At 39.6% G+C, this 20,770-nt stretch carries 23 protein-coding genes, 2 tRNA genes and 1 rRNA gene; 11 read left to right on the plus strand and 15 right to left on the minus strand.

Going from position 1 to position 20,770, the window contains the following annotated elements:
- Positions 1-4: 4 nt before the first annotated feature.
- Together HZC31_02795 and HZC31_02800 are read right to left on the minus strand one after the other, a co-directional pair.
- Positions 5-151 carry a hypothetical protein gene (locus HZC31_02795; protein ID MBI5002287.1) on the minus strand — a complete coding sequence of 49 codons (147 nt, stop codon included), beginning with the start codon at positions 149-151 and terminating at the stop codon, positions 5-7.
- A 23-nt stretch (positions 152-174) separates the two neighbouring features.
- Complete coding sequence (locus tag HZC31_02800) at positions 175-426, minus strand: hypothetical protein (protein MBI5002288.1); 252 nt, start codon at positions 424-426, stop codon at positions 175-177.
- Positions 427-618: 192 nt separating this feature from the next.
- Here HZC31_02800 and HZC31_02805 point away from each other — a divergent pair, with 192 nt between their 5' ends.
- Positions 619-1,635: a hypothetical protein gene (locus HZC31_02805; protein ID MBI5002289.1), complete on the plus strand. Its 1,017-nt coding sequence runs from the start codon at positions 619-621 to the stop codon at positions 1,633-1,635.
- A 13-nt stretch (positions 1,636-1,648) separates the two neighbouring features.
- Positions 1,649-2,695: a hypothetical protein gene (locus HZC31_02810; protein ID MBI5002290.1), complete on the plus strand. Its 1,047-nt coding sequence runs from the start codon at positions 1,649-1,651 to the stop codon at positions 2,693-2,695.
- A 13-nt stretch (positions 2,696-2,708) separates the two neighbouring features.
- Here HZC31_02810 and topA read toward each other — a convergent pair whose 3' ends face one another.
- Positions 2,709-4,997, minus strand: coding sequence for a DNA topoisomerase I (gene topA / locus HZC31_02815; GenBank protein MBI5002291.1), 2,289 nt, complete (start codon positions 4,995-4,997; stop codon positions 2,709-2,711).
- Positions 4,998-5,099: 102 nt separating this feature from the next.
- Positions 5,100-6,506, minus strand: a complete 1,407-nt coding sequence (locus tag HZC31_02820; GenBank protein MBI5002292.1) for a radical SAM protein — start codon at positions 6,504-6,506, stop codon at positions 5,100-5,102.
- Between the two features lie 209 nt (positions 6,507-6,715).
- On the opposite strand from HZC31_02820, the gene HZC31_02825 reads away from it, so the two are divergent.
- From HZC31_02825 to HZC31_02845, 5 genes are all read left to right on the plus strand, one after another.
- A tRNA-Ile gene (locus HZC31_02825) sits at positions 6,716-6,830 on the plus strand.
- A 292-nt stretch (positions 6,831-7,122) separates the two neighbouring features.
- On the plus strand, positions 7,123-7,395 hold the full coding sequence (locus tag HZC31_02830; protein ID MBI5002293.1) for a hypothetical protein: 273 nt from the start codon (positions 7,123-7,125) through the stop codon (positions 7,393-7,395).
- A gap of 48 nt (positions 7,396-7,443) precedes the next feature.
- Entirely contained in the window at positions 7,444-7,995 is a 552-nt protein-coding gene (locus tag HZC31_02835) for a hypothetical protein (GenBank protein ID MBI5002294.1), read from the plus strand.
- A 32-nt stretch (positions 7,996-8,027) separates the two neighbouring features.
- Entirely contained in the window at positions 8,028-8,855 is an 828-nt protein-coding gene (locus HZC31_02840) for a hypothetical protein (GenBank protein MBI5002295.1), read from the plus strand.
- Positions 8,856-8,913: 58 nt separating this feature from the next.
- Positions 8,914-11,121 carry a hypothetical protein gene (locus HZC31_02845; GenBank protein ID MBI5002296.1) on the plus strand — a complete coding sequence of 736 codons (2,208 nt, stop codon included), beginning with the start codon at positions 8,914-8,916 and terminating at the stop codon, positions 11,119-11,121.
- Positions 11,122-11,131: 10 nt separating this feature from the next.
- Here HZC31_02845 and HZC31_02850 read toward each other — a convergent pair whose 3' ends face one another.
- From HZC31_02850 to HZC31_02860, 3 genes are all read right to left on the minus strand, one after another.
- On the minus strand, positions 11,132-11,455 hold the full coding sequence (locus HZC31_02850; GenBank protein MBI5002297.1) for a 4a-hydroxytetrahydrobiopterin dehydratase: 324 nt from the start codon (positions 11,453-11,455) through the stop codon (positions 11,132-11,134).
- Between the two features lie 33 nt (positions 11,456-11,488).
- Entirely contained in the window at positions 11,489-11,731 is a 243-nt protein-coding gene (locus HZC31_02855) for a hypothetical protein (protein ID MBI5002298.1), read from the minus strand.
- Positions 11,732-11,839: 108 nt separating this feature from the next.
- Entirely contained in the window at positions 11,840-11,989 is a 150-nt protein-coding gene (locus tag HZC31_02860) for a hypothetical protein (protein MBI5002299.1), read from the minus strand.
- A gap of 223 nt (positions 11,990-12,212) precedes the next feature.
- Here HZC31_02860 and HZC31_02865 point away from each other — a divergent pair, with 223 nt between their 5' ends.
- Complete coding sequence (locus tag HZC31_02865; GenBank protein MBI5002300.1) at positions 12,213-12,881, plus strand: DEAD/DEAH box helicase; 669 nt, start codon at positions 12,213-12,215, stop codon at positions 12,879-12,881.
- 4 nt (positions 12,882-12,885) lie between these two features.
- On the opposite strand, the gene HZC31_02870 is transcribed toward HZC31_02865, so the two are convergent.
- The 4 genes from HZC31_02870 to HZC31_02885 form a co-directional block, all read right to left on the minus strand.
- Positions 12,886-13,647 carry an alpha/beta fold hydrolase gene (locus HZC31_02870; protein MBI5002301.1) on the minus strand — a complete coding sequence of 254 codons (762 nt, stop codon included), beginning with the start codon at positions 13,645-13,647 and terminating at the stop codon, positions 12,886-12,888.
- A 40-nt stretch (positions 13,648-13,687) separates the two neighbouring features.
- Entirely contained in the window at positions 13,688-14,347 is a 660-nt protein-coding gene (locus tag HZC31_02875) for a hypothetical protein (protein ID MBI5002302.1), read from the minus strand.
- Positions 14,348-14,386: 39 nt separating this feature from the next.
- Positions 14,387-14,677 (minus strand): hypothetical protein, encoded by a 291-nt coding sequence (locus HZC31_02880; GenBank protein MBI5002303.1) that lies wholly within the window; start codon positions 14,675-14,677, stop codon positions 14,387-14,389.
- Between the two features lie 77 nt (positions 14,678-14,754).
- Entirely contained in the window at positions 14,755-15,750 is a 996-nt protein-coding gene (locus HZC31_02885) for a hypothetical protein (GenBank protein MBI5002304.1), read from the minus strand.
- Between the two features lie 191 nt (positions 15,751-15,941).
- Between HZC31_02885 and HZC31_02890 the strand changes: the two genes are divergently transcribed.
- On the plus strand, positions 15,942-16,229 hold the full coding sequence (locus tag HZC31_02890; GenBank protein MBI5002305.1) for a hypothetical protein: 288 nt from the start codon (positions 15,942-15,944) through the stop codon (positions 16,227-16,229).
- Here HZC31_02890 and HZC31_02895 read toward each other — a convergent pair.
- From HZC31_02895 to HZC31_02910, 4 genes are all read right to left on the minus strand, one after another.
- Complete coding sequence (locus HZC31_02895; protein MBI5002306.1) at positions 16,221-16,628, minus strand: PIN domain-containing protein; 408 nt, start codon at positions 16,626-16,628, stop codon at positions 16,221-16,223. The two genes, HZC31_02890 and HZC31_02895, sit on opposite strands and share 9 nt — an antisense overlap.
- A gap of 79 nt (positions 16,629-16,707) precedes the next feature.
- Positions 16,708-17,076 carry a PIN domain-containing protein gene (locus HZC31_02900; GenBank protein ID MBI5002307.1) on the minus strand — a complete coding sequence of 123 codons (369 nt, stop codon included), beginning with the start codon at positions 17,074-17,076 and terminating at the stop codon, positions 16,708-16,710.
- Positions 17,073-17,282, minus strand: a complete 210-nt coding sequence (locus tag HZC31_02905; GenBank protein ID MBI5002308.1) for a hypothetical protein — start codon at positions 17,280-17,282, stop codon at positions 17,073-17,075. The genes HZC31_02900 and HZC31_02905 overlap by 4 nt, the downstream gene beginning before the upstream one ends.
- A 230-nt stretch (positions 17,283-17,512) precedes the next feature.
- Positions 17,513-18,184, minus strand: a complete 672-nt coding sequence (locus HZC31_02910) for a hypothetical protein (protein MBI5002309.1) — start codon at positions 18,182-18,184, stop codon at positions 17,513-17,515.
- Positions 18,185-18,679: 495 nt separating this feature from the next.
- Between HZC31_02910 and HZC31_02915 the strand changes: the two genes are divergently transcribed.
- Both HZC31_02915 and HZC31_02920 read left to right on the plus strand, forming a co-directional pair.
- Positions 18,680-20,153, plus strand: a 16S ribosomal RNA gene (locus HZC31_02915).
- 212 nt (positions 20,154-20,365) lie between these two features.
- A tRNA-Ala gene (locus HZC31_02920) sits at positions 20,366-20,470 on the plus strand.
- Positions 20,471-20,770: the final 300 nt, after the last annotated feature.

Raw genomic sequence — 20,770 nt, forward strand, 5'->3', positions numbered from 1 at the left:
CACATCACTTCTTGGTTTGAGCATATATCGCCATACACTCATCCAAAAATGTTTTCTTTTTCTGACTAAATGTAGCATTCGCTACTTCTTCAAGAAGTCTTTCTGCGTCTTTCCCTTCTAACACAGGGGTTGGTTCAATTGGTCTTGCCATTTTGGATATTAGGAAATCATTATTTATATGTTTTTTGTGGAAATCTGAGGTTTATATTCCATAAATCTCTTTGCAACACCCTTATTTATGTTTGCCGCTAATTCGATAGCATCTTTCTCAGTAATCTTGCTTTTTGCAGCAAGTTTTTTCAAGAATTCTATTTGCGAAACTTTTTCTTCAAACGCTTTTCTTGCGATAGCTGACCAATTAATTTCTTCATGCGCAAGCATTTTGGTTCTTAACTCATCTGGAACTGATACTGATACTGTTGCCATAGTCTCACCTTTGTTATTATTGTTATTTTTATTATTAATAACATAGGTAATATTTAAATATTTTGGTGTATGGGACTGCGGTAGTGGTGAAAGAGCAATAACCTTTTTTTCTTGGTCAATTTTATAAATTAAGCCTCATTCTACTCGTTTTTATTATATAATCCTTATAATTAATATAAACTGTGAAAAAAAATGAGAATAGGCGTACCTAAAGAAGTATATCCTCTCGAAAGGAGAGTTATGATGCTTCCTGAAGCGGTAAGATGTTTGACAGAAGCAGGGCATCAGGTTTTTGTTCAGTCAGAAGCAGGAGTAGGGGTAGGTGTCTTCGATATTGACTATACTCGTGCGGGAGCAGAAGTTATTGCTGATGTAGAAGCGCTGTATGAGATCGCAGATTTGGTCGTCAAATTAAAAGCGCCTTCAGAGGCAGAATTTTCTTTGATGCACAGAGATCGTATTTTGTTTAGCATGTTTCATAGCGCACAGAATCCAGCCCATGTTTATCATGCAGGAAAACAAGGGTTAACAGTAGTAGAGATGGAATCAATTAGGGACACAAAGAAAAGGAGAATGGTCGATCAAACAGATATCACTGGAAAAGCTGGTGTGTATTATGCACTGCGTCACAGCCTAAAAATACCTGATGAAATGCAAGCAATAGTATTAGGATATGGGAGTGTATCGAGTGGTGCAATAGATGCGTGCGCAAAGCTAGGGATGAAAGTAACGATTATCAGGAGAAAAGATTTTCCGTATATTTCTGAGCATCTAAAAGATGCAGATCTGTTGATTAATGGAATTAGTTGGCCTCAAGAGTGCAGAGATGAAAAAAGGTATTTAGTAACACGGGAAGACGTCAGAAATGCAGCGCATGGAATGGTCGTTTTAGATCTTTCTGTAGATTTTCCTAATCCTATTGAAACAGTTCGTCCCACAACATATGCGCAGCCATACTATCTCGATGAAGGTCATGTGCATGTGAGTATTTATGGATATCCAGGATTAGTGCCAATAACATCAAGTCGTATCTATAGTCAGCAGGTAACACCATTAACATTGTTGATTGCAAATAATGGCGGGCTTGAAGGGATCGAAGAGCGCGGAGATATAGGAAAAGCTATTCAAAGAGCAATTATTGATCCAACCAAGTTAAGATGGGAAAGATATCGCCAAGAAAGTGTAAGTCCTGGAAGCAGAATTGAATAATGCGTTGGTATTTATGGTTCAAAATGTATTGATTCTTGGAAAAGGAGACACAGAATATAGCGATCGTAACATCAAAAGAGTTTATGGTGCAGCACAACATGCAGGATTCCATGTACAGCGAATGGATTATGAAGAGTTAGAAACAGCAACTCCATTCCAAGGCGAAGCGCTTCATGTTATGTTCTTTTTTCCTTTTACCTTTTGGAATGCAAACTGTGAAGTACCACAGGATACAAAATTATATGGGACATCCAGAAGATCATATGATCTTTTTCAAAAGTTCTTTCTAGAAAGAGAGGAAGCATTACTCCAAAAATTTGGACATACGCAGAGAATCAATTATGTGATTGAACCCGCATTTGCAGCGCTGGATAGAGATAAAGTTGCGACAGTCAACCAACTGCGTTCATTCAATGTTCCAACAAGTGAGGTCATTGCGTCTCGAGATATTTCTGAAATTCTAGAATACATCACTCCTGAGCGCGGAGTTTTTATCAAGTGCGGATATGGTGCAGAAGGAAAAGGAATCAGTATTCTACAGCACGGAAGATGGAGAACAAATTACAAAGTAGAAGAGGGAAGATTAGATAACTATGAAACATATGGAACATGGCAGTTTACAGACATCACAGGAAGAAGAGATTTGCTAGAGCAATTACTTGAGCATGAAGTTATAGTTGAACGTGAGGTTATTGTGCCGAAAATATTTCCAAAAGAAAAGTTTGATGTTCGCGCGTATGTAGTCAATGGTCACGTCCCACATTTATTTGCGCGGGTAAATGGAATAGATCGTGTCGTGACAAATTACTCTCAAGGAGCGCGCGTGTTGCATCATCCTAATACAGGTCTAGATAAAGCATATTTAGAGGGAATTGAAACAGAAGCGAAAAAAGCAGCAACATCGTTCGCATCGAAATTTCTTGGTGTTGATATTATGTTTGATGGAAATTCAGAAAGGCCGCGAGTTATAGAAGTCCAGACATTTACAGACTTTCCTGACCCAACAAAATTTAATATGGCAGAGTATTTGGTAAGTAGAGATTGTGGGTTGTTTTGGTAAAATAAGGCAAAACCTACTCCTCATTCCCACTTCCCGCGCTAACCTCAACCTTCACATCTTCCTCTTTCTTCTTCAGTTTCGGTCTCTCCCCTAATCGTTCAATATATCGACATTTTGGAAACGTCGAACAACCCAAAAATGTCCCATACACAGATTTGCGTAAAATAAGTGGTGCTTTACACGTCGGACAATTCTTTGTTGTCTTTCCGCTTTCAATATCATGAATCTCTTTAGCAGACACTCCTTCATGTTTTGTAGGACAATTCGTGTTCAAACAAAACTGGACAGGTCGTCGCGCTTTCTTAATCACTTGAATAATCGGATGCTTGCAGACATCACAGATTTTATCTGTTGGTTTAATCAATGAAGCAGCAGGAATCTTAAATGTTTTTTCACAGTCAGGATATTTGGAGCACGCGATAAATAAGCCAAACTTCCCGCGCTTCAGCATAAGTGTCCCTTCATATTTACAATGCGGACATGGACCAATAGTTGAAGCAATTTGCTGCGCTTCACGATTCGCACCAATCAACTCTGCGCCAATATGTTTCTCATGTTTCTTAAAGATACCAAGTATTTTCGTCAACACTTCTTTTGCTTCTTCCAACACTTGCGCGGGTTTTTTCTTATGCTGCTCAATCTCTTCCATTTCTTCTTCAAAATGTCGTGTTAATTGTTGATCAAGAATAGAAGGACAATATTTCTCGAGTGTTTCAACTGTTTGAATTCCTAATTTCGTTGCGCCAAGCGTGGTCGGATCAGCGTATCCTCTGTTAAATAACGTTTCAATAATAGACGCGCGCGTTGCTTTTGTTCCAAGATTTTGTTTCTCAAGCTCTTTAATGATAGACGAGACAGTATATCGTTTTGGAGGCTGCGTCATCATATCATGTTTCACAATCTCCTTGACCTTCACGCTATCGCCTTTAGAGACAAGAGGCATTTCTAATTCTTCAAGCTTCACATACGGCACATAAAATTCATGCCAGCCTAATTTAATAGTTCGAGTTCCTTTTGCGACAAAAATTTCTTTATTGACATCAATGTCCATGGAGTTTGTTTCACGTGTCGCGGGATCTGAAAATGTCGCGAGGAATCGTTTGACAATAAGATCATATAATCGCGCTTTTTGTCCATCAAGATGCGCTCGTTGGCCAGTCGGATAAATAGCAGGATGCGCGGGATCAGTTTTCTTTCCATTGTTTGGTTTCAAAACCCCTCGTCCAAGTAATCGCCCAGCAAGTTCTTTGTATTCTGGATTTTTCTCAAGCGCTTGCAATAATTTCTTATACCCCAGTTGTTCAGGTAATTGTTGAGAGGAAGTACGAGGATAAGAAATAAGCCCGCCTAAATACAACTCTTGTGCAATCTCAAGTGTTCTTTTTGGTTGATATTTCAGACATCTATACGATTCTGTTTGCAAAGTAGTCAAATCAAACGGAGTAGGAGGAGCTTGTTCAAACTGCCTTTTAGAAATCTCTACAATCACTGCAGGTTTTCCTTTGGTGTGATGCATAATTTGCTCTGCTTTTTTCTTATCAAAGATACGATCTTCTTTGTGCCATGCGGAAAGCGCGACATCTTTTTTGTGTTCATTTTTGACAGAACCGATGAGTTCAATTTGCCAGAATGGTTCAGGTTTGAAAGCCATGATTTCCTTTTCTCTATCAACGACAATCTTGAGTGACGGACCTTGAACTCTTCCTGAACTGAGAATCTTAAAACTTCCTGCGGCTTTCACAGCCAAACTTAACGCTCGACTTAAATTAATCCCATAATACCAATCAAGTTCGTGTCGTGTCAGCCCTGCGTTAGTCTGCCCCCAGTTAATGGTTTTTTCAGGATGCGTGTACGATTCACGAAGTTCATCAGTCGTCAACGTCGAATATTTCATTCGTTTTGCGTCATGTTCTTTTTTGTTGCAGCAAAATTTAAGAATGTTAAACCCAATAACGTCTCCTTCAATATCGTAATCTGTCGCGAGAATAAAAGAAGTTGCTTTCTTTGATAATTTTTTTAATGTTTTGACAAACGCGGCAGTGTGTTCCGCGCCTTTGTCCACTTCAGATGTTTCTACCCATTTGACATCAAAGACAGGATACGTCCATCCTTTTTTTTCAGATTCAGTAATGGTATACAAGTGACCTGCCGCTGGCGCGATAACAATATCTTGTTTGCCGTGGGTGAGTTCCCAATACGTGACTTTCCCATCTGTTTTTTTGATGGGCTTGCCATCTGCTAATGCTTCTGCGATCTTTTTCGCGGCGCTTGGCTTCTCGGTAATGATTAATTGATACGACATTGTATTTTGTAGGAAAGTGGGTACTGATATAAAAATGTAGGGGTCGAGTGTTTTTTCTTTTTAAAGAAAATATTGAAATGCTGGACGAGAAAAAGCAAGATCCTACCACAACAAAACTTGTTCTTTGAAATAATTCAGAATTCGAGGTAATTTGTCAATGTTCTTAATGGTCTTCATGTATTTTCTGCGCATCGTTCGCGCGTCTTCCCGCTGCATGCCTGTTGTCGTGATATAGGTAATACTTTTGTCAAGAACAGTCCTCTCTTTCTCCACAACTTCGGAAATGCCATACGCGTCAGGGTTCGCGTATACTTTCCCACCTTTCTGTAATCCAAAAATACTCGTCGTGACAAGATCAATAACGTTTTGATTCTGTTTAAGGAAAGTGATCGTGTCAAGAAATTCTTCTTTTGTTTCTGTTGGAAATCCAAACATAATATAGGTCGCGTTTCGAATCCCCGCGTCGTGGCTTTTTTGAAGAACGTTTGCCGCAATCTCCACATGTGTTCCTTTTTTCATAAGATCGAGAATACGTTGATTGCCGGATTCAACCCCCCAGGAGACAGTATGCAAACCAGACGCGTATAACTCAGGAAATACTTCGAGAAGATCTTTTGTCGGACGAAGTTGACACCACCATTTTACCCCAAGCGGCTTGAGCATTGCCGCAAGTTCGAGCAATCTATTTTTCGCGATCATGTCATCGACGAAAAAAATATACTTCGCGCCGCTCTGAACAATAGTTTTGCGAATGTTATCCACATTATACTCTAAGTAAGGAACATCAGCGAAATGCGTGCAGAACGTGCATTGTTTGTAAAAACAAGTACTGCAGGTTTTGATGGGAACCATTTTTTCCAGCAAGAAATATTCTTCAAGAAGATAATCAGAAAAATCAGGAATAGTGTCGCAATGATACGGATGTTCATTCTTATTATTATTTCCTTTCTGATCATCATACTTCTTCAACGCAGGATGTTCTTTCGCAATGGATTCAACCATTTCCACTTCGTTTGCCATAAATTGACAAAGCGCTTTTATTTTGGAGTTCACCGCAGGACCGCCAACGAGAGTAGCGATTCCATGCTTCTTAAGCTCATCAAGAATCGCTTTTGTGTAGAAGCATTGGCTACTATAAACTAAACTAAACGCGACAAGGTCAGGTTTCTCGTCAACAATAAAGGACATAAGTTCTTGCAAAAACTCAGGTTGCTGTCCAGCAAGAACTGCTTTGTTGTTCGCGTAATAAATATCTGCTGCCTCTTTTTCTATAGTTTCAAGAACCATTGCGTACTGTTGCAGGGCCTCAGGAGTATACGACTTTTTCTGACGAAGTTCTACAATTGCGTTGTGCAACGCAGGAAAGCGTAAATAATGAAATTTTGCGTTAAGATCGAGACATTTCACATCCACATCTAAATTATTGTATAAGAAATTCTTCAAGTAGGAAATAGAATACGGCAGCATGGTAGGGGTGCAAAATGGAGGATACACAAGGAGAACTTTCATACGAGCAAAAAAACAAGGAGTGGATTATAAATGTTTGTCAAAGAAATTTTGAATATTCTTTCGGTTTAAGCGAAAAAAACACGTCTTTTTTCATTTTTTCCGAAACTAATTCGGCTTATCCGAAAATCCTTCGGAATGTTCGTAAGATTTTCGGAAAACTCGTCGGAAGATCTATTAATAAGTTTGTTCTAAGAAAAGTATAAAACATTGGTGAGGTCGCATAACGGTTATTGCGGCAGCCTGATGAAGCCCACTTTGAGTGTAGGCTTCAGTGAGCTGTTTCGTCTACCAGGACGAGTCGGGGTTCAAGTCCCCGCCTCACCGTCTTCTTTTTCTTTGTCAGTTATATATTTTATGCAATATTTCATATGATTAACAAAATATGTCAAACCCTTTATATATTTCCAGCTCCTACAAAACGCTATGAACAAACAATGCAGTAGAGTTCAGTTTTATTTTAGTTTTGGCTAAAGCCCACTGCATTGACCAATACAACTTCTGAAGTTTTTTCTTGAATTCTAGAGAGAGTAGAAACATAGTGTTGTCCATTTTGTTCAGAAATTTCTTTTGTTTTTGAAACTGCTTCATGAAGTCGTAAAACAAGGAGGAGAAACACATGACAGCGGAACAAACAATTGACGACATTGCGAGCGTCACCACAAGTAGATGGGGAGAAGATCTAACAAAACTCCTTGAAACAGACCCATACAGATTGCTTCACGCATATCTTGTTAAGGGGAACAGAGATGAAGCAAGAAGATACCATAATAAGATTTTAGAGCAGCAACGAGAGCTTGCAGATGGACTTGGACAACATGTACCAATAGAAATGGCGCTTGGTCCAAGGTATAGAGAAATCCAGGAAGCGCTTTACGGCAATGGAAACTAAACAGAAGCACCCAAAGATATTTAAAGGAAAAGACCTAGAAAAACAAACATGAAAGCAAAAGCACTACAGGGCATTATGCTTATTTTTCTCTTTCTCCTTCTTACAGGAGTAGCGTACGCGCAATATTACTTAGATTATGGTGATGAAGGCGCAAGTGATACTTATTATACAACAGGAAGAGAACTAACAGATCCTATAGATTGGTATGAAGTCAGTGAAGAAGAAATCCTTTTTTGCCAGAATTGGGCTGGAACAGAAACACCAAGTGATGTCTACAGTAGCGCAGAAGCAGCAAACTTTCAGCCTGTTTCAAAACTCACCCTAACACTTCAAGGTTTCTCCACACCCCTCTACGACACGACACTTTACGAAATGGGATGGTACGTCCAGCCATTGAGCGAAAGCATCACGTACACTATCTATCTTATTGATGAAGATGGAGACACAGAAGAAGTCTACACTGGATACGCGACAGCGGAGACAGGAGACGCGAGTTATGAAACAGTAGAGACAGATGTTGTCTACACGCATATTCAGATAGTTATGGAAGATGGTTCTGAAGCATTAAAAGTTCCTATCGTCGAAAAAACAAGCTACTGACGAAGAAATGAAAGGAATAAAAGAATAAGACAATGAAAAAACAAAAAAAAGAAGAAGTGAAAAAAACAAAAACCGCGCATTTGCAGTGGTGGTATCATTCGTTCAGCAAGCTGGATAAGGCATTCGCGATGACGCTTATTTTTGACATCGCGTATGTTCTTGCAATAGCGGGATTATTTATGCTGTTCATCGTAATTCTCAGAACAGTCGCGCTTCCACTTGCGGCGTCATTACAATCATTCCTTGGAATATACCTCAATCTTTCTGCGACAAATGGCGCGACAAACCCTGCAGTTACAAACGCGATGAGTCAGTCATTATTTTTGTTTAAATCATCACTCATCAAATTAGGAATCGTCCTCATCGCAAGCCTGGCTGCTTTTTTTGCAGTAACCAGCGCGTACAAGGCAATGATTTGGATGCATCTCAAAAACATAAAACTCACCATAACGTACTTCAAAAAATTCTTGTGGATGAACATGCTCTGGCAATCGTTGTGGTTTCTTGTTGCAGTCATTGTTTTTTTAGGATTTGAAGTACGAGCGGCGGCAATATCGTTGATTATTGTACTTGCGGGATACATGTATTTCACTCCATTTTTTAGATTGTTATTGACGGAGAAGCACACATGGATTGCATTGTTCAAGGAAACATTTATTGTAGGAGTAAAAAAATTCAGACACTTTGTTGTACTCATTGGCGTTGCGCCGATTACAGTGTTTGTCTGCGCAATCCTAATTATAATCATTGTCAATCTTATCGCGCCTCCAACATTGGGCGTGGCGATGCTCGCATTATTATTGATAACAATGAGTTGGGTACGATTTTACTTTTTTGTTATTGCAAAAAATGTTACATAGCTAAGAATCTAAAGGGAGTAGAGTAATCAATAGTTCATATTCAAAAAGGGGTGTTAGCGTGGGAGAAAAAAGAGGACAGGTGACTATTTTCATAGTCATTGGACTCATCCTTCTCTTAGGGATTGGAATTTTCTATTACATCCGAACACAAGTTATTGAAGCAGAAGCAGGCATTGCGTTAAAGCAAGATGAAGCAGAAGGAGCAGCGCTTGTCGTGCAGAATTATGTCTCCTCATGCCTCGAAGAAACCACAAAGGGCGCAATTCTTCTCATTGGTCAGCAAGGGGGTTATATCAATCTGAGTAGAACAGATGTGCATGGCAGAAGTTTTTCTATTGATGAGACAGATGCGACATCAAGCGACACTGCGCCGTTTGGCGCGCTTCAAATTCCGTACTGGTGGTATGAAGACACAACCCACGGCTGCACAAGATGTTCCATAACAACAAAAAATATTCCGACACTAGAAACAATGGAAACACAGATGGCATCGTACATCACTGATGAATTACAGGAATGCCTGAACAATTTCGAGTCATTAGAGCAATATGAAATTACAGAAACAGAAGCGCCAGTAATTACCATGTCCATCGGCGACAAAGCAGTGTATGCACAGTTAAACTATCCAATAACGTGGACAAATGGAGACGCAAGTGGATCATTAGGAAATTGGTATGTAGAAAAAGACGTTCCATTAAAAGAGATCTACAACGCAGCTGCGGAAATTGTTTCAATGGAAATACGAAATCAGTTTTTCGAGCAGATCCTTCTCAACATTATTAGCGCGTATAGTGGACTCGATGAAGAGCGTTTGCCTCCTATCGCCGCGTTTACAGAAGGATATGAAGTAATATACTGGATAAAACAAAATGTCAAAGAACAGCTCGGCCAATATTTGGGAACCTATTTTCCATTAATCCAGATTCAAGGAACAACAGGGGTTGTGGAATTAACGCCAGAGAACAAGTACGGAACAGGATTCTTTAAGATGCTCACGAGAGAAAGTGAGTATCCGTTTGGAGATCTAAAAATTAATTTCCTCTCTCCTATCGATGAAGCAACTGATTATTATATGGAAATAACGCCAAAAGTCGGTGAATTGCTCAAACCAAACAGCTACAAAAGTGAATTTCCGCTCAACATTCTTCCCCCTATTCAAACAAATCATTATTCATTTTTCTATGATGTAAGTTATCCTGTTGTTGTTTCGCTGCGAGACGAAGAATCATTCAGCGGAGAAGGCTACACATTCCTCATTGCCATGGAAGCAAACATCAGAGACAATAAGAACCTGATGGAGTGGGCAAAAGGAGACGGCACATTTGGACCATGGGATTCCTCAAAAGTCGAAATCTCGCTCAAAGAAGGGGTTCCAACAACCTATCCTTCTGGCATTGACGCGGAAACAAATGAAACAATATACTCCACAGCAGAAGTGCCAGAAAAAACATTGATCTGCGATGCTGCGCAACGATTGAGCGGAACAGTAGAAGTCAGCGCGTATAATGGAATAACAGGAGACGCGATCAATGGCGCGTCTGTTGCGTATCGTTGTGGAACGTATAGCACCTGTTTAATGGGCGCGACAAACGCGGCAGGAGATTATGAAAGTACATTCCCAGTGTGTGTCGGTGGCGCAGTGCGAATTGACGCGACAGGATATTATACAGCGTACAGCAGCATAGATACACTTCCTGAGCAGGATGGAAAAATAATTGTGCTTCTTGAACCAATCAAAAGTGTTCCAGTAGAGATAAAATTCATTCCAAGCGCGCGATTAAATCAAAGCATGAGCGCGGCGTCATTACGAAATCTTGCGTTTGACATGAGCAGAACAGATAGTGTTCTTGTCACGTTGGAAAAAGTTCCTGACCAATTATTTGAAACACCATATTCGCAAGTCGTAACTGTCACAAAAGATGAACCAGTAAATATCAGTTTAGTCAGTGGAACATACACAGTAAACGCATTGTTGCTTGATCAGGCAGGAGTCATAATTCCTGCGCGAAATGAAACCTACGGCAATGAAACTGTGGAATATCCAGAAGTCAATATGACGCCTGCAATGTTAGGGCAGATTACATTAGACACAACAACAGGCCAATGGGAAGTCGCAAGTGATGATCTTCAGACTGCGAAAGGGGTAACGTTTTATGTCTTCAGAATGGACAACCCAATTTATCTTGAAGATTTGGGAGAACTTGGTGAGTTTACGAATTATACGACGGTGTTTAGGGAAGTAGTGGAACCCGAATGGATGAAATAAGAAAAAATAATCACTTCCCCAACGCGTCAATCTTCGCAGCCAGAATAAAATCATTCTCGCTCAACCCATGGATAGCGTGCGTCCACAAAACAAGGGTAATCTTGTTCCATGTCCAATGAATATCCGGATGATGCTCTTCTGCTTCTGCGAGAAATTTCACGCGTTCAAGCCAAGAAGACGCGTCCACAAAATCTTTGAATGTATAATCTCTCTCAATTCGTCCAGAAACAAGTTTCCACCCTTTGAGCATTTTCAAAAAGCGTTGTGCTTGCAAATCAGAAAGTGCTGGCACACCACCTTCGCAGGGCTTGCATTTCTTTTTTTGAAGATCCATAAAGAATTTTAAAAAAAACAAAGTATAAATACTTTACTGCGTATATGTGTGAATAAGTTCTTCTAGTTTTGTCATTCCATGTTCAAGCGCGCCGGTCAAATCAAAATTGTGTTGTTCTATGTTATATTTTTGTTCATAAACAGCACATACAGCAGGATCTTCCTTACAAAGTTGCTCATTGTGATAAAATGCTGCAGCGTAGGGCAATGCTGTTAAAAGAAGTGCGGCAGGAATAATCAAAGGATTTTGTGATTCTTTCATGGAGTATTCAGGCATAGTATCTTCACTTTCTTATCCTGAAGAAACAAATAATGCTTTATAAAATTGTTGACAGAAATGTTTGATGAAACAATAAAAAGACCACTAGAACCAGGAATATTCTAATTATTTCTTTGCTTTCTTTTTCAATTCTTTCAAGTGTTTAATCTTCATGTGCGCTTCGAGTGCTTTCACATGCTTTTTACAATACGGGCAAACCCCTTCTGTTGTAGGTTCATGCGCTTTTTTCTGTTTTCGCCACTTGCTTTCAACCATGGAATTTTTAGACGCATACAGATATTTAAAGCTTTGTTTTTCCATGGATTTAAGAGATTATTTAGAAGAGTAAAAACACGCACCAGCAAAAGCGTTGTTGTCAGGGGGACCCATTGCGCCTTTTTTGGCGCAATGGGGTTATTATTATGTACAGAAAATCAAATAATGAAAAGCTTCTTCATTCATAATAGATTATTTAAACTAAAGAAAATCACGACTTTCCATGAAAATAAGCGATCTCGAACCAATCATCAACCATCATCTTTTTGCGGTCTTAAAAAAAGAAAAATTTCAAGACTTAAGACCATCGCAAATCAAAGCAATAAACGCGGGATTATTCGAAAACAAAAATCTTCTTGTCTGTACGCCAACGGGCTCAGGAAAAACATTAATTGCTGAACTTGCCGCGATGAATTGCATCTACGAAAAAAAAGGAAAAGCGATCTACATTGTTCCATTAAAATCATTGGCGTCAGAAAAGTATCAATCATTCAAACAAAAATATACAGACAAAAAAATTGCGTTATCTATTGGCGACACAGACAGCAGCGATAGTCATTTAGCGTCATACGACATCATCATGACGACATCAGAAAAATTAGACTCCTTAATCCGTCATAACGCGCCGTGGCTCAAAGACATTAAAGTGGTTATCATTGATGAGATTCATCTCCTCAACGAGCAAGACAGAGGACCAACATTAGAAATAGTCATCACGATTTTGCGTCACATTCTCAAAAACATCCAAATCATTGGTTTGAGCGCGACCATCGGGAATCCTGAAGAACTTGCGGAATGGTTAGGAGCAAATCTTGTAGAAGACAGTTGGCGTCCGGTGGAATTGCATCATGGAACGTATTTGGAAGGAAATATTGAATTTTATAAAAAATGATACGTCAATGCTGTCGAATGAATACAACAACATGTCTTAACACCTGCAATCCATGCCACAACGACGAAAACTGATGATCTGCGCCAGAAATCACTACTAATTTCTTTGGTTCGTTTGCAGTTTTATACAAATCCTTCGCTTCGAGAAGAGGAACAGCTTCATCTTTGCTTCCATGAACAATCAATAAGGGCTTTTTCAGTTTCTTTAAAGCACGAGGAATATCCAAAACAAAGAATTCATCGTAAAATGCTTTCTTCAATTTCTTGCCATGATACCATTTTCCCAAACGATCATAAACAATATATTTCTTCCTCTTAAAATCAGTAATCTCTTCAGCAGTAAAGTCATAATGAACACCGCGTTTTAAATCAGCAACACCAGATAATAACACAACGCCACTCACCCGTTTATCAGCATGCGCATACAATGCAGCATCAATTGCGCCAGTGGAAATGCCAATCAAAAACAGTTTTTTAAAACCATATTTATTCTCAAGAAAATCAATTGCATATTTTACATCTACAACTTCTTTGCTCATTAATTTATCAGAGAATTTTCCATCGGAAGTATCACTGCCACTAAAATCAAAACTCATTGTTGTATATCCAAAAAAAGAAAGAACGCGACAAAATCGTCGTGCAGTTCCAGAACAATGTCCTGGAAAGCCATGAAGAAAGAGGATAGCGGTATCAGAACCAAAAGCAGGTTTGTAAACAAAACCGCGAAGCGTTAATCCATCTTTATTTTGAAAGGAAATATTGTTCATCGACTCCTAAGAAAAGAATCACAATATAAATTTTTGGAAGCTATCGCATAGGATACAAAATATGGTCAAGAGAAATTCCTGAACGTGTTGGAATCTGCGCATAGGTACGCAATTTTGGAAACTTTTCTGTATCCGCCTGCGCTTTTTCTGTTTCATCTTTGATCAGAACATACATTTTTCGCCGACGAAATTCTTTGCCTTCTTTCCAAGAATCAACAAGCGCTTCAAGAAAAACTGCACCATAGCTTGGCTTGTATGATCGAGACGAAGTAATGACAGAACCAAAAGAGGGCAGAAGACCACACGCTCTAAATGCGTCTATCGCTGCACCACTATAACAACAACTATTTATGAAAAGAAAGGACATATCAAACCCTAACGCGTCGGCAAGTGCATAATATGAGACAGGAGTTCCATCGACACAAATTCCAGAAGGGAGTCCATGGCCATGATATGCAACAACAAGAAATCCCTGCCCTCTTGTATCACGCTTTTCTCTAGCGTCGTGAATTACACTCCTTGATTGCTCTAAAATTTGTTCATTATGATATTTTCTACCTGACAGATGAACAATGTTTCCAGGGTCAATAGCTGCGTTGGTCACCAAATATTCCCTGAATCTCTTAAGTTGTGGAGCGTGATGTATCTCATTTCCTGATATCAAGAGCACCGATATATTTTCCCTAAGTCCGCTTACCATATTTCAGAAAAACAAGCACATCTTTAAAAAATTTCGTGTTCAAAGCCACTGAATTCCTTTTTCTTTCGAAGCGTTTAATTGAATTGCGCCTTTGAACGCAGTCACATAGCCTTTCACAATCTTAAATTTCTTGCCAGGCTTTGCTTTTTTGACATCTTCATTCCAGAAGGTGACTTTAATTTCTCCAGTTTCATCAGTGACAAATCCTGCGACAAAAGAATCATTGTTGTAGCCGCTTGTTTGCCTTTTTTCTCCGAGAAAATCAATAGTTACTTCAATATCCACATTTTTCATGCCTTCTTTGAGATCTTTTATTTTATATTGTACCATAATAAGGAAAAAGCATCTGATGCTATATAATGGTTTGGGTTTTGAAGCAGAGAATAACTCGAAGAAAGAGATGCGCATTACTCCAGAGGACATTCATAACCATATTCTTTTATCTTGATGTCGTAAGTGACAGTAAGAATAGAATTCCCTGGAAGATCGTCACCGTCAGTATAATCGACAATATTTTCATCAGCGTCATACGTCCATGAACTTCTATTGGTAAGTACTCCATTGACATAGAGCGTAAGCGTTTCTTCAACAGGATAATATTGAAGAAGTACTGGTTGATACGCACCATCGGGATCTTCAAGATGTAATGCTTGTGCGTCCCAAGTTTGAAAATCTTCGCAAATAGTATTAAGATACCCTTGATGTTGATTGGTGATATTTATCAGTCTGTACCCAACAGTTCCTGTACAACTGGAAGATTCAGGAACAACAGTCGAAGAGAAGTAAACAAGATCCGGATTCTTGAGCGAATAAAGTTGCGTGGTAAAATGCGAAACAGCATCATCATCCATTTCAGTAGTTTCACCGTCAAAAAAACTTTGGTCATCCTCATCAGTGAATATAAGAAATTCTAAAGGTGCGTCGTCTCTCATCCAAGATGCGCTACCGCCATTCATATAACTAAGAATCGCTGCGAATGGTTCTTCTACAGTTGTAAGAGAAATAGACCAATCTCTGTTCACCGTTATCCTGTTAAAGGGAGCAGATGTGTCTGCCACAGCAAGAGTAGGATCAGCGGAAATTACTTTGAGTTGCCAATCAGCATAAGCAGGGAGAGAAGGAAGAAGAATGTGTTCATACCATTCATAAACACGTGATTCCTCGCCCGCATCCATTGAACAAGAAGTGTCAACAACCATGAAAATGTCGTAACTGGTATTTTCTGTTGGAGGAACGAATGCTGTCTGTGCATAGGAACAAAGCATTCCTGAAGAATCACCACTATCATCCTCATGAGCGCCACCATTTATGTCATTCTCTTCTCGTGGGGGACGATTAGTAAGATTATAGTCATGACACCCTGCAAGAATTCCAACAACGACAAGACGCTCAAGAGATGCCATTAGATAGTTATTGTTTATGCGTTTATAATTTTTTTGGCACATTTCAGGATCATGAACACTAGACTTCTTTGAGATTAATGTATACATGGTTGAATAATCAAGTGCAAGAATTGTGCCACAAAGAAAATGAACAAAATGAAGCATGCAAAAACCAAAACTATAAATATTACTCTGTCTTACTTACGCTTACTATGGAAAGTATCACAATAAAAGTAGAAGAAAATTTTGCAAAAGAGATAGAAAAAGCAATGAAGCCGTATTACAGCACGAAAACAGAGTTTATCAGAGAAGCGATTAGGGACAAGATAAGAGATATGCGATTAGAAAGAGCGCAGGAAACCTACAAAAAAGAGTTGGAAGAGTATCGAAGAAAGTTTCCAGTACACAAGGTAACTCCGGCAACTTACGCTGAAGAACGTGCTATTCGAGAAAGAGTAGGGAAAGAATATGCTAAAAAATTTGGGATTGAGTTAGAGTAGTTCTTCAGGTTTTTTGATTGGAGCAATATCTGTTAAATCGATAAAGTGATTATCTCTTGTAACAAGAATTGCATTGTTGTCTCTCGCTAAAACTACGTGCATTGCGTCGGCAAAACCTACTTTTCTTATTTGGTTGATCATTCTTGCTTCTTGTACTTGGATCTTTGATATAGGTACTTCCCTTAGTTTTATTGTTACACTAAACAATTCTTTTATTTGAGTTTCATTATACTCCTTTTTCAGTTCATGAACGATAAGATTAGAATATAAAATAAAACCATTATCTTCTTCAATGCTTTTTATTAAGAGAAGTGCCCACTCTCCAAGTGGTCTGAAATTATCTTCTCTGTTTTCATAATAGTCACGCCAAATGCATGTATCGAAATAATATTTTGTCATGAATGTGAAAATGCATTCTCTCTTTTTAAAACCAGAAGAAAAAGAGTTGACAAAATGTAAAGTTTTTAGAAAAGGTATGCTACTTCACAAACTCCACACCAGGAAGATGTTCAAATTCTTTATCTCCTGTTAAAAAGAGAATTCCTCGCTGTTTTGCCATGATATAACCAACGCAATCAACGTAAGAAAGTCCTTTGTTTTTATGAAGAAGACGAAACTGCATGGCTTCTTTTATAGTATCATCATCAAGAGGATGCGCGAAAGAAACAAAAAGATCATAATATTTCTCTGCCTGCTCTTTGTTAATTGAGCGAAGAAGGGAGTAATACAACTCCATCAACTGCAAATGGGTGGTCATAATGCTTATGTTGGATGAATACGGCAGATAGGTAGGATTTCCGCGAGCAATTTCAAATAAAGCATAGGTGTCATAAAAAAATGAGTTCATAGCCAACCCTCGCGAGCCATATCTTTAAATTCCTGTCCAGTCATTTTTGTTTTTAATGTCCCAAAAATGTTCCGCAAATCCGCTTTTTTTATAATGTGAATGGAGATTTTCTGATTTACTTTCAAACGTTCTTTTTCTACAACTTCTTTTGGAAAAATTGCTGCGATAGAATTTCCCCACTTTTTCAATACAACTTCAGTTGTCATAATGTCTCACCTTAATGAGACATATGTCTCACTCATTTATTAATATTTTGTTTTGGAATTGACAAAATGTAAAGTTTGGAAAAAGAGAACACGCACTTGCAACACAAAAATCGCCATGTAAAAAACCTATCTCACAAACGCAAGTATTTTTTTAGAATTTAAATATCAACATAAAAGATAAAATAAGGGATGAATAGTGTATGAACGTTGCAAGGCGAATCAAAAAAAATTTACTTCAAAGAAACATTTCTATGCCCCAATTCAGGAGTGTGAACATATAAATCCTTTATGTGACTAAAAAGATTTGGTTCACCACCATTCATGTGTTTAGGTTGATCATTTTTCCAGTCAAAAACATGTTGATTAAAAATAGACATGTTTTTGGGATTCATTAAGAAAGAGTCAACTACTTGAGAAAGTTTAGCATAATCCGCGACAACAACAAAGTAATGCATATTTTCTCTCATAACAGCATCCAAATGCGCATTGCCATAACCATGAAGATATCCCATATTGGGTCCTCTGCTAACATTCCCAGATTTCACAAGCCATAAATAAACTTCTCCACGACCACGCTTATCTCTATCGAGCGTTGTTCCAAAGCGAAAATTTACCATCTTCCGAACAGTAATGTAATCCGCCTGACCCTCTTCTTTTGTCTGTTGTGGAAGTAAAGATTGATCACCACGCGTTTTTATTGCCATCTGAAACGAGTTAACATACCAACCAGAAGGTTGCAAAGAGCGATACAATTCAACAACGTCATTTGCTTTTCTCTCAGAAAGTTCTTTTAGAGCAGCACGATAAACGACTTCAAGTTTGTTAGGATCAAGCCCATGTTCAGGTGCTTTAGCTAAAGCAGCTTGTAATATCGCCTCAAGATCATTGTCGTCGAATTGCATACGTGATAAGATCATGGAGCTTGTTTATATATTTTTCCACTATTTTACTCCCAAAAAGTAACAAATAGTGCCAATATTTATATCACAAATGCGCATCAAATACTGTAGTCTCGTCAGTAAATTACATGCGCATTTGTGGAATCAAAAATTGACCACGCTATTTCTCGTCGAAAAAGGTCAATTTTTGATAAACACAATCTTTATATATAACCTGCAAATACAAAAGTATGCTTCTGAAAAGAAGATGTCATCGCCCAATCAAGTATTGGTCACCGAGTCAGGTGAATCATATTCTTTCCAAATGTATATGTGATACCCAGTATCATGTATGAAGAAGAGCCAATAATGCAAGTAATACACAAATTGTGTGAAACCTTGTACAATTCTTTTAAGTTTTAACGTGAATTGGAAAGCCAATTCACGGAATTGATAATTGCTACAATTATCAATAGATCAATAAAGCGAACGCAAACTTCAAAGCAGGATCGTTAGAACAATTCCCGTTGATCCTGCGGGAGATTGCTGCTATTGGGATTCGATTTAGCCATGCAAGTCAAAGGGTCGCAAGACACTGGCGGACTGCTCAGTAACACGTCGATAACTTCCCCTAAGGTCTGGGATAGCGTTGGGAAACTGACGGTAAACCCGGATGGGAGATTAGTACTGGAATGTTTTTTCTCTGAAAAGCAATGCCTTAGGATAGGTCGGCGGCTGATTAGGTAGTTGGTGAGGTAACGGCTCACCAAGCCTTGGATCAGTAGGGGCCATGAGAGTGGGAGCCCCGAGAGGGGTACTGAGACACTTACCCCAGCCCTACGGGGTGCAGCAGGCGCGAAACCTCTACAATGTACGAAAGTGCGATAGGGGAATCCCAAGTGCTTATACTTATAGTATAAGCTTTTGCTAAGCGTAAATAACTTGGCGAATAAGTGGTGGGAAAGACTGGTGCCAGCCGCCGCGGTAATCCCAGCGCCACAAGTGGCAATCGCCTTTATTGGGCCTAAAGCGTCCGTAGCAGGTTTTGTAAATCTCTTGTGAAAGCGTTGCACTCAATGTAACGAACTGCAAGAGACACTGCAAAACTAGGAACCGGGAGGAGTTAGGGGTATTCTTGGGGGAGCGGTAAAATGTTATAATCCCAAGAGGACCACCTGTGGCGAAGGCGCCTAACTAGAACGGATTCGACTGTGAGGGACGAAAGCTAGGGGAGCAATCCGGATTAGATACCCGAGTAGTCCTAGCTGTAAACGCTGTGAGCTAGGTGTGTCCTATTCTTAGTGAATGGGACGTGTCGGAGTGAAGATGTTAAGCTCACCGCCTGGGAAGTACGGTCGCAAGACTGAAACTTAAAGGAATTGGCGGGGGAGCACTACAAGGGGTGCGGCGTGCGGTTTAATCGGATTCTACGCCGAGAACCTTACCAGGAACGACGGTTGGATGATAGACAGTCTAAAGGGCTTTCTTGACTAGCCGAGAGGTAGTGCATGGCCGCCGTCAGCTCGTGCCGCAAGGTGTCCTGTTAAGTCAGGTAACGAGCGAGACCTGTACCTACAATTGCTAACGGGTATTCCGATACGACTGAGAACATTGTAGGGACTGCCTTGGAAACAAGGAGGAAGGTGCAGGCAACGGTAGGTCTGTATGCTCCGAATTCTCTGGGCTACACGCGCGCAACAATGGTAGAGACAATGGGATGCGACACCGAAAGGTGAAGCCAAGCCTCGAAACTCTATCCAAGTTCAGATTGAGGGTTGCAACCCACCCTCATGACGTTGGAATCCCTAGTAATCAGACGTTATCATCGTCTGGTGAATATGTCCCTGCTCCTTGCACACACCGCCCGTCAAACCAACCGAGCAGGGTTCAGGTGAGCCGAGATTTTCTTGATCTCGTCGAACCTAAGCTCAGTGAGGTGGGTTAAGTCGTCACAAGGTAGCCGTAGGGGAACCTGCGGCTGGATCACCTCCTTTTTTATTTTAAAAAATGAGACCAGGAAATGTCAAGAAAACGTTAGTTTTCTTGAACACGCCAGAAATTTCTAAGCGTTTCGCAAGAAATTTTCGCTGCCTCCTTTTTTATTTTTTAGAAGAGACTTGAAAATTCTGACGAGATTTTCATGTACTCCTCTCCTTTTCTTATTTTGACAAGAACACTCCCTAAAATCTTTTTCATGATCACTTTGGGCCCGTAGCTCAGTCCGGTAGAGCACCTGCCTTGCACGTAGGGGGCCTCGGGTTCAAAAAGTTGGTGACCCGCGTTGCCAGCCTGAAATTCCCGACGGGTCCATTAAATAAAACAATTTTTCCGATGAAGTCGAAAAAATTGGTTTTTTAATGCTCAATAATCCCAGACGAACGAAGTGAGTCGGGATTATGCTCAAAAATGCATCGCATTTTTGGCACCCCAAAATCGCCTAGCGATTTTGAGGGTTTTTGCATTCATCACAGAATCATGATCACACATTAGGTTTATGCGACGCAAGTCGCTGCAGTGCGTGAATGAATTTTCACGTCCCAAGGGTCAAGACATGACGGATACTTCAGACACAGTATCCACTTTTTCCCACATTTCATGTTAATGAGGCCA

It is taken from the genome of Candidatus Woesearchaeota archaeon (assembly GCA_016214075.1).
GTDB lineage: Archaea > Nanobdellota > Nanobdellia > Woesearchaeales > DSVV01 > JACRPI01.

What these genes read in the sequence shown, in the direction of transcription:
- HZC31_02795 (MBI5002287.1), bottom strand. Translation starts at nt 151, where the DNA reads ATGGCAAGACCAATTGAACCAACCCCTGTGTTAGAAGGGAAAGACGCA.
- HZC31_02800 (MBI5002288.1), bottom strand. Translation starts at nt 426, where the DNA reads ATGGCAACAGTATCAGTATCAGTTCCAGATGAGTTAAGAACCAAAATG.
- HZC31_02805 (MBI5002289.1), top strand. Translation starts at nt 619, where the DNA reads ATGAGAATAGGCGTACCTAAAGAAGTATATCCTCTCGAAAGGAGAGTT.
- HZC31_02810 (MBI5002290.1), top strand. Translation starts at nt 1,649, where the DNA reads ATGGTTCAAAATGTATTGATTCTTGGAAAAGGAGACACAGAATATAGC.
- topA (MBI5002291.1), bottom strand. Translation starts at nt 4,997, where the DNA reads ATGTCGTATCAATTAATCATTACCGAGAAGCCAAGCGCCGCGAAAAAG.
- HZC31_02820 (MBI5002292.1), bottom strand. Translation starts at nt 6,506, where the DNA reads ATGAAAGTTCTCCTTGTGTATCCTCCATTTTGCACCCCTACCATGCTG.
- HZC31_02830 (MBI5002293.1), top strand. Translation starts at nt 7,123, where the DNA reads ATGACAGCGGAACAAACAATTGACGACATTGCGAGCGTCACCACAAGT.
- HZC31_02835 (MBI5002294.1), top strand. Translation starts at nt 7,444, where the DNA reads ATGAAAGCAAAAGCACTACAGGGCATTATGCTTATTTTTCTCTTTCTC.
- HZC31_02840 (MBI5002295.1), top strand. Translation starts at nt 8,028, where the DNA reads ATGAAAAAACAAAAAAAAGAAGAAGTGAAAAAAACAAAAACCGCGCAT.
- HZC31_02850 (MBI5002297.1), bottom strand. Translation starts at nt 11,455, where the DNA reads ATGGATCTTCAAAAAAAGAAATGCAAGCCCTGCGAAGGTGGTGTGCCA.
- HZC31_02855 (MBI5002298.1), bottom strand. Translation starts at nt 11,731, where the DNA reads ATGCCTGAATACTCCATGAAAGAATCACAAAATCCTTTGATTATTCCT.
- HZC31_02860 (MBI5002299.1), bottom strand. Translation starts at nt 11,989, where the DNA reads ATGGTTGAAAGCAAGTGGCGAAAACAGAAAAAAGCGCATGAACCTACA.
- HZC31_02865 (MBI5002300.1), top strand. Translation starts at nt 12,213, where the DNA reads ATGAAAATAAGCGATCTCGAACCAATCATCAACCATCATCTTTTTGCG.
- HZC31_02870 (MBI5002301.1), bottom strand. Translation starts at nt 13,647, where the DNA reads ATGAACAATATTTCCTTTCAAAATAAAGATGGATTAACGCTTCGCGGT.
- HZC31_02875 (MBI5002302.1), bottom strand. Translation starts at nt 14,347, where the DNA reads ATGGTAAGCGGACTTAGGGAAAATATATCGGTGCTCTTGATATCAGGA.
- HZC31_02880 (MBI5002303.1), bottom strand. Translation starts at nt 14,677, where the DNA reads ATGGTACAATATAAAATAAAAGATCTCAAAGAAGGCATGAAAAATGTG.
- HZC31_02885 (MBI5002304.1), bottom strand. Translation starts at nt 15,750, where the DNA reads ATGGCATCTCTTGAGCGTCTTGTCGTTGTTGGAATTCTTGCAGGGTGT.
- HZC31_02890 (MBI5002305.1), top strand. Translation starts at nt 15,942, where the DNA reads ATGGAAAGTATCACAATAAAAGTAGAAGAAAATTTTGCAAAAGAGATA.
- HZC31_02895 (MBI5002306.1), bottom strand. Translation starts at nt 16,628, where the DNA reads ATGACAAAATATTATTTCGATACATGCATTTGGCGTGACTATTATGAA.
- HZC31_02900 (MBI5002307.1), bottom strand. Translation starts at nt 17,076, where the DNA reads ATGAACTCATTTTTTTATGACACCTATGCTTTATTTGAAATTGCTCGC.
- HZC31_02905 (MBI5002308.1), bottom strand. Translation starts at nt 17,282, where the DNA reads ATGACAACTGAAGTTGTATTGAAAAAGTGGGGAAATTCTATCGCAGCA.
- HZC31_02910 (MBI5002309.1), bottom strand. Translation starts at nt 18,184, where the DNA reads ATGCAATTCGACGACAATGATCTTGAGGCGATATTACAAGCTGCTTTA.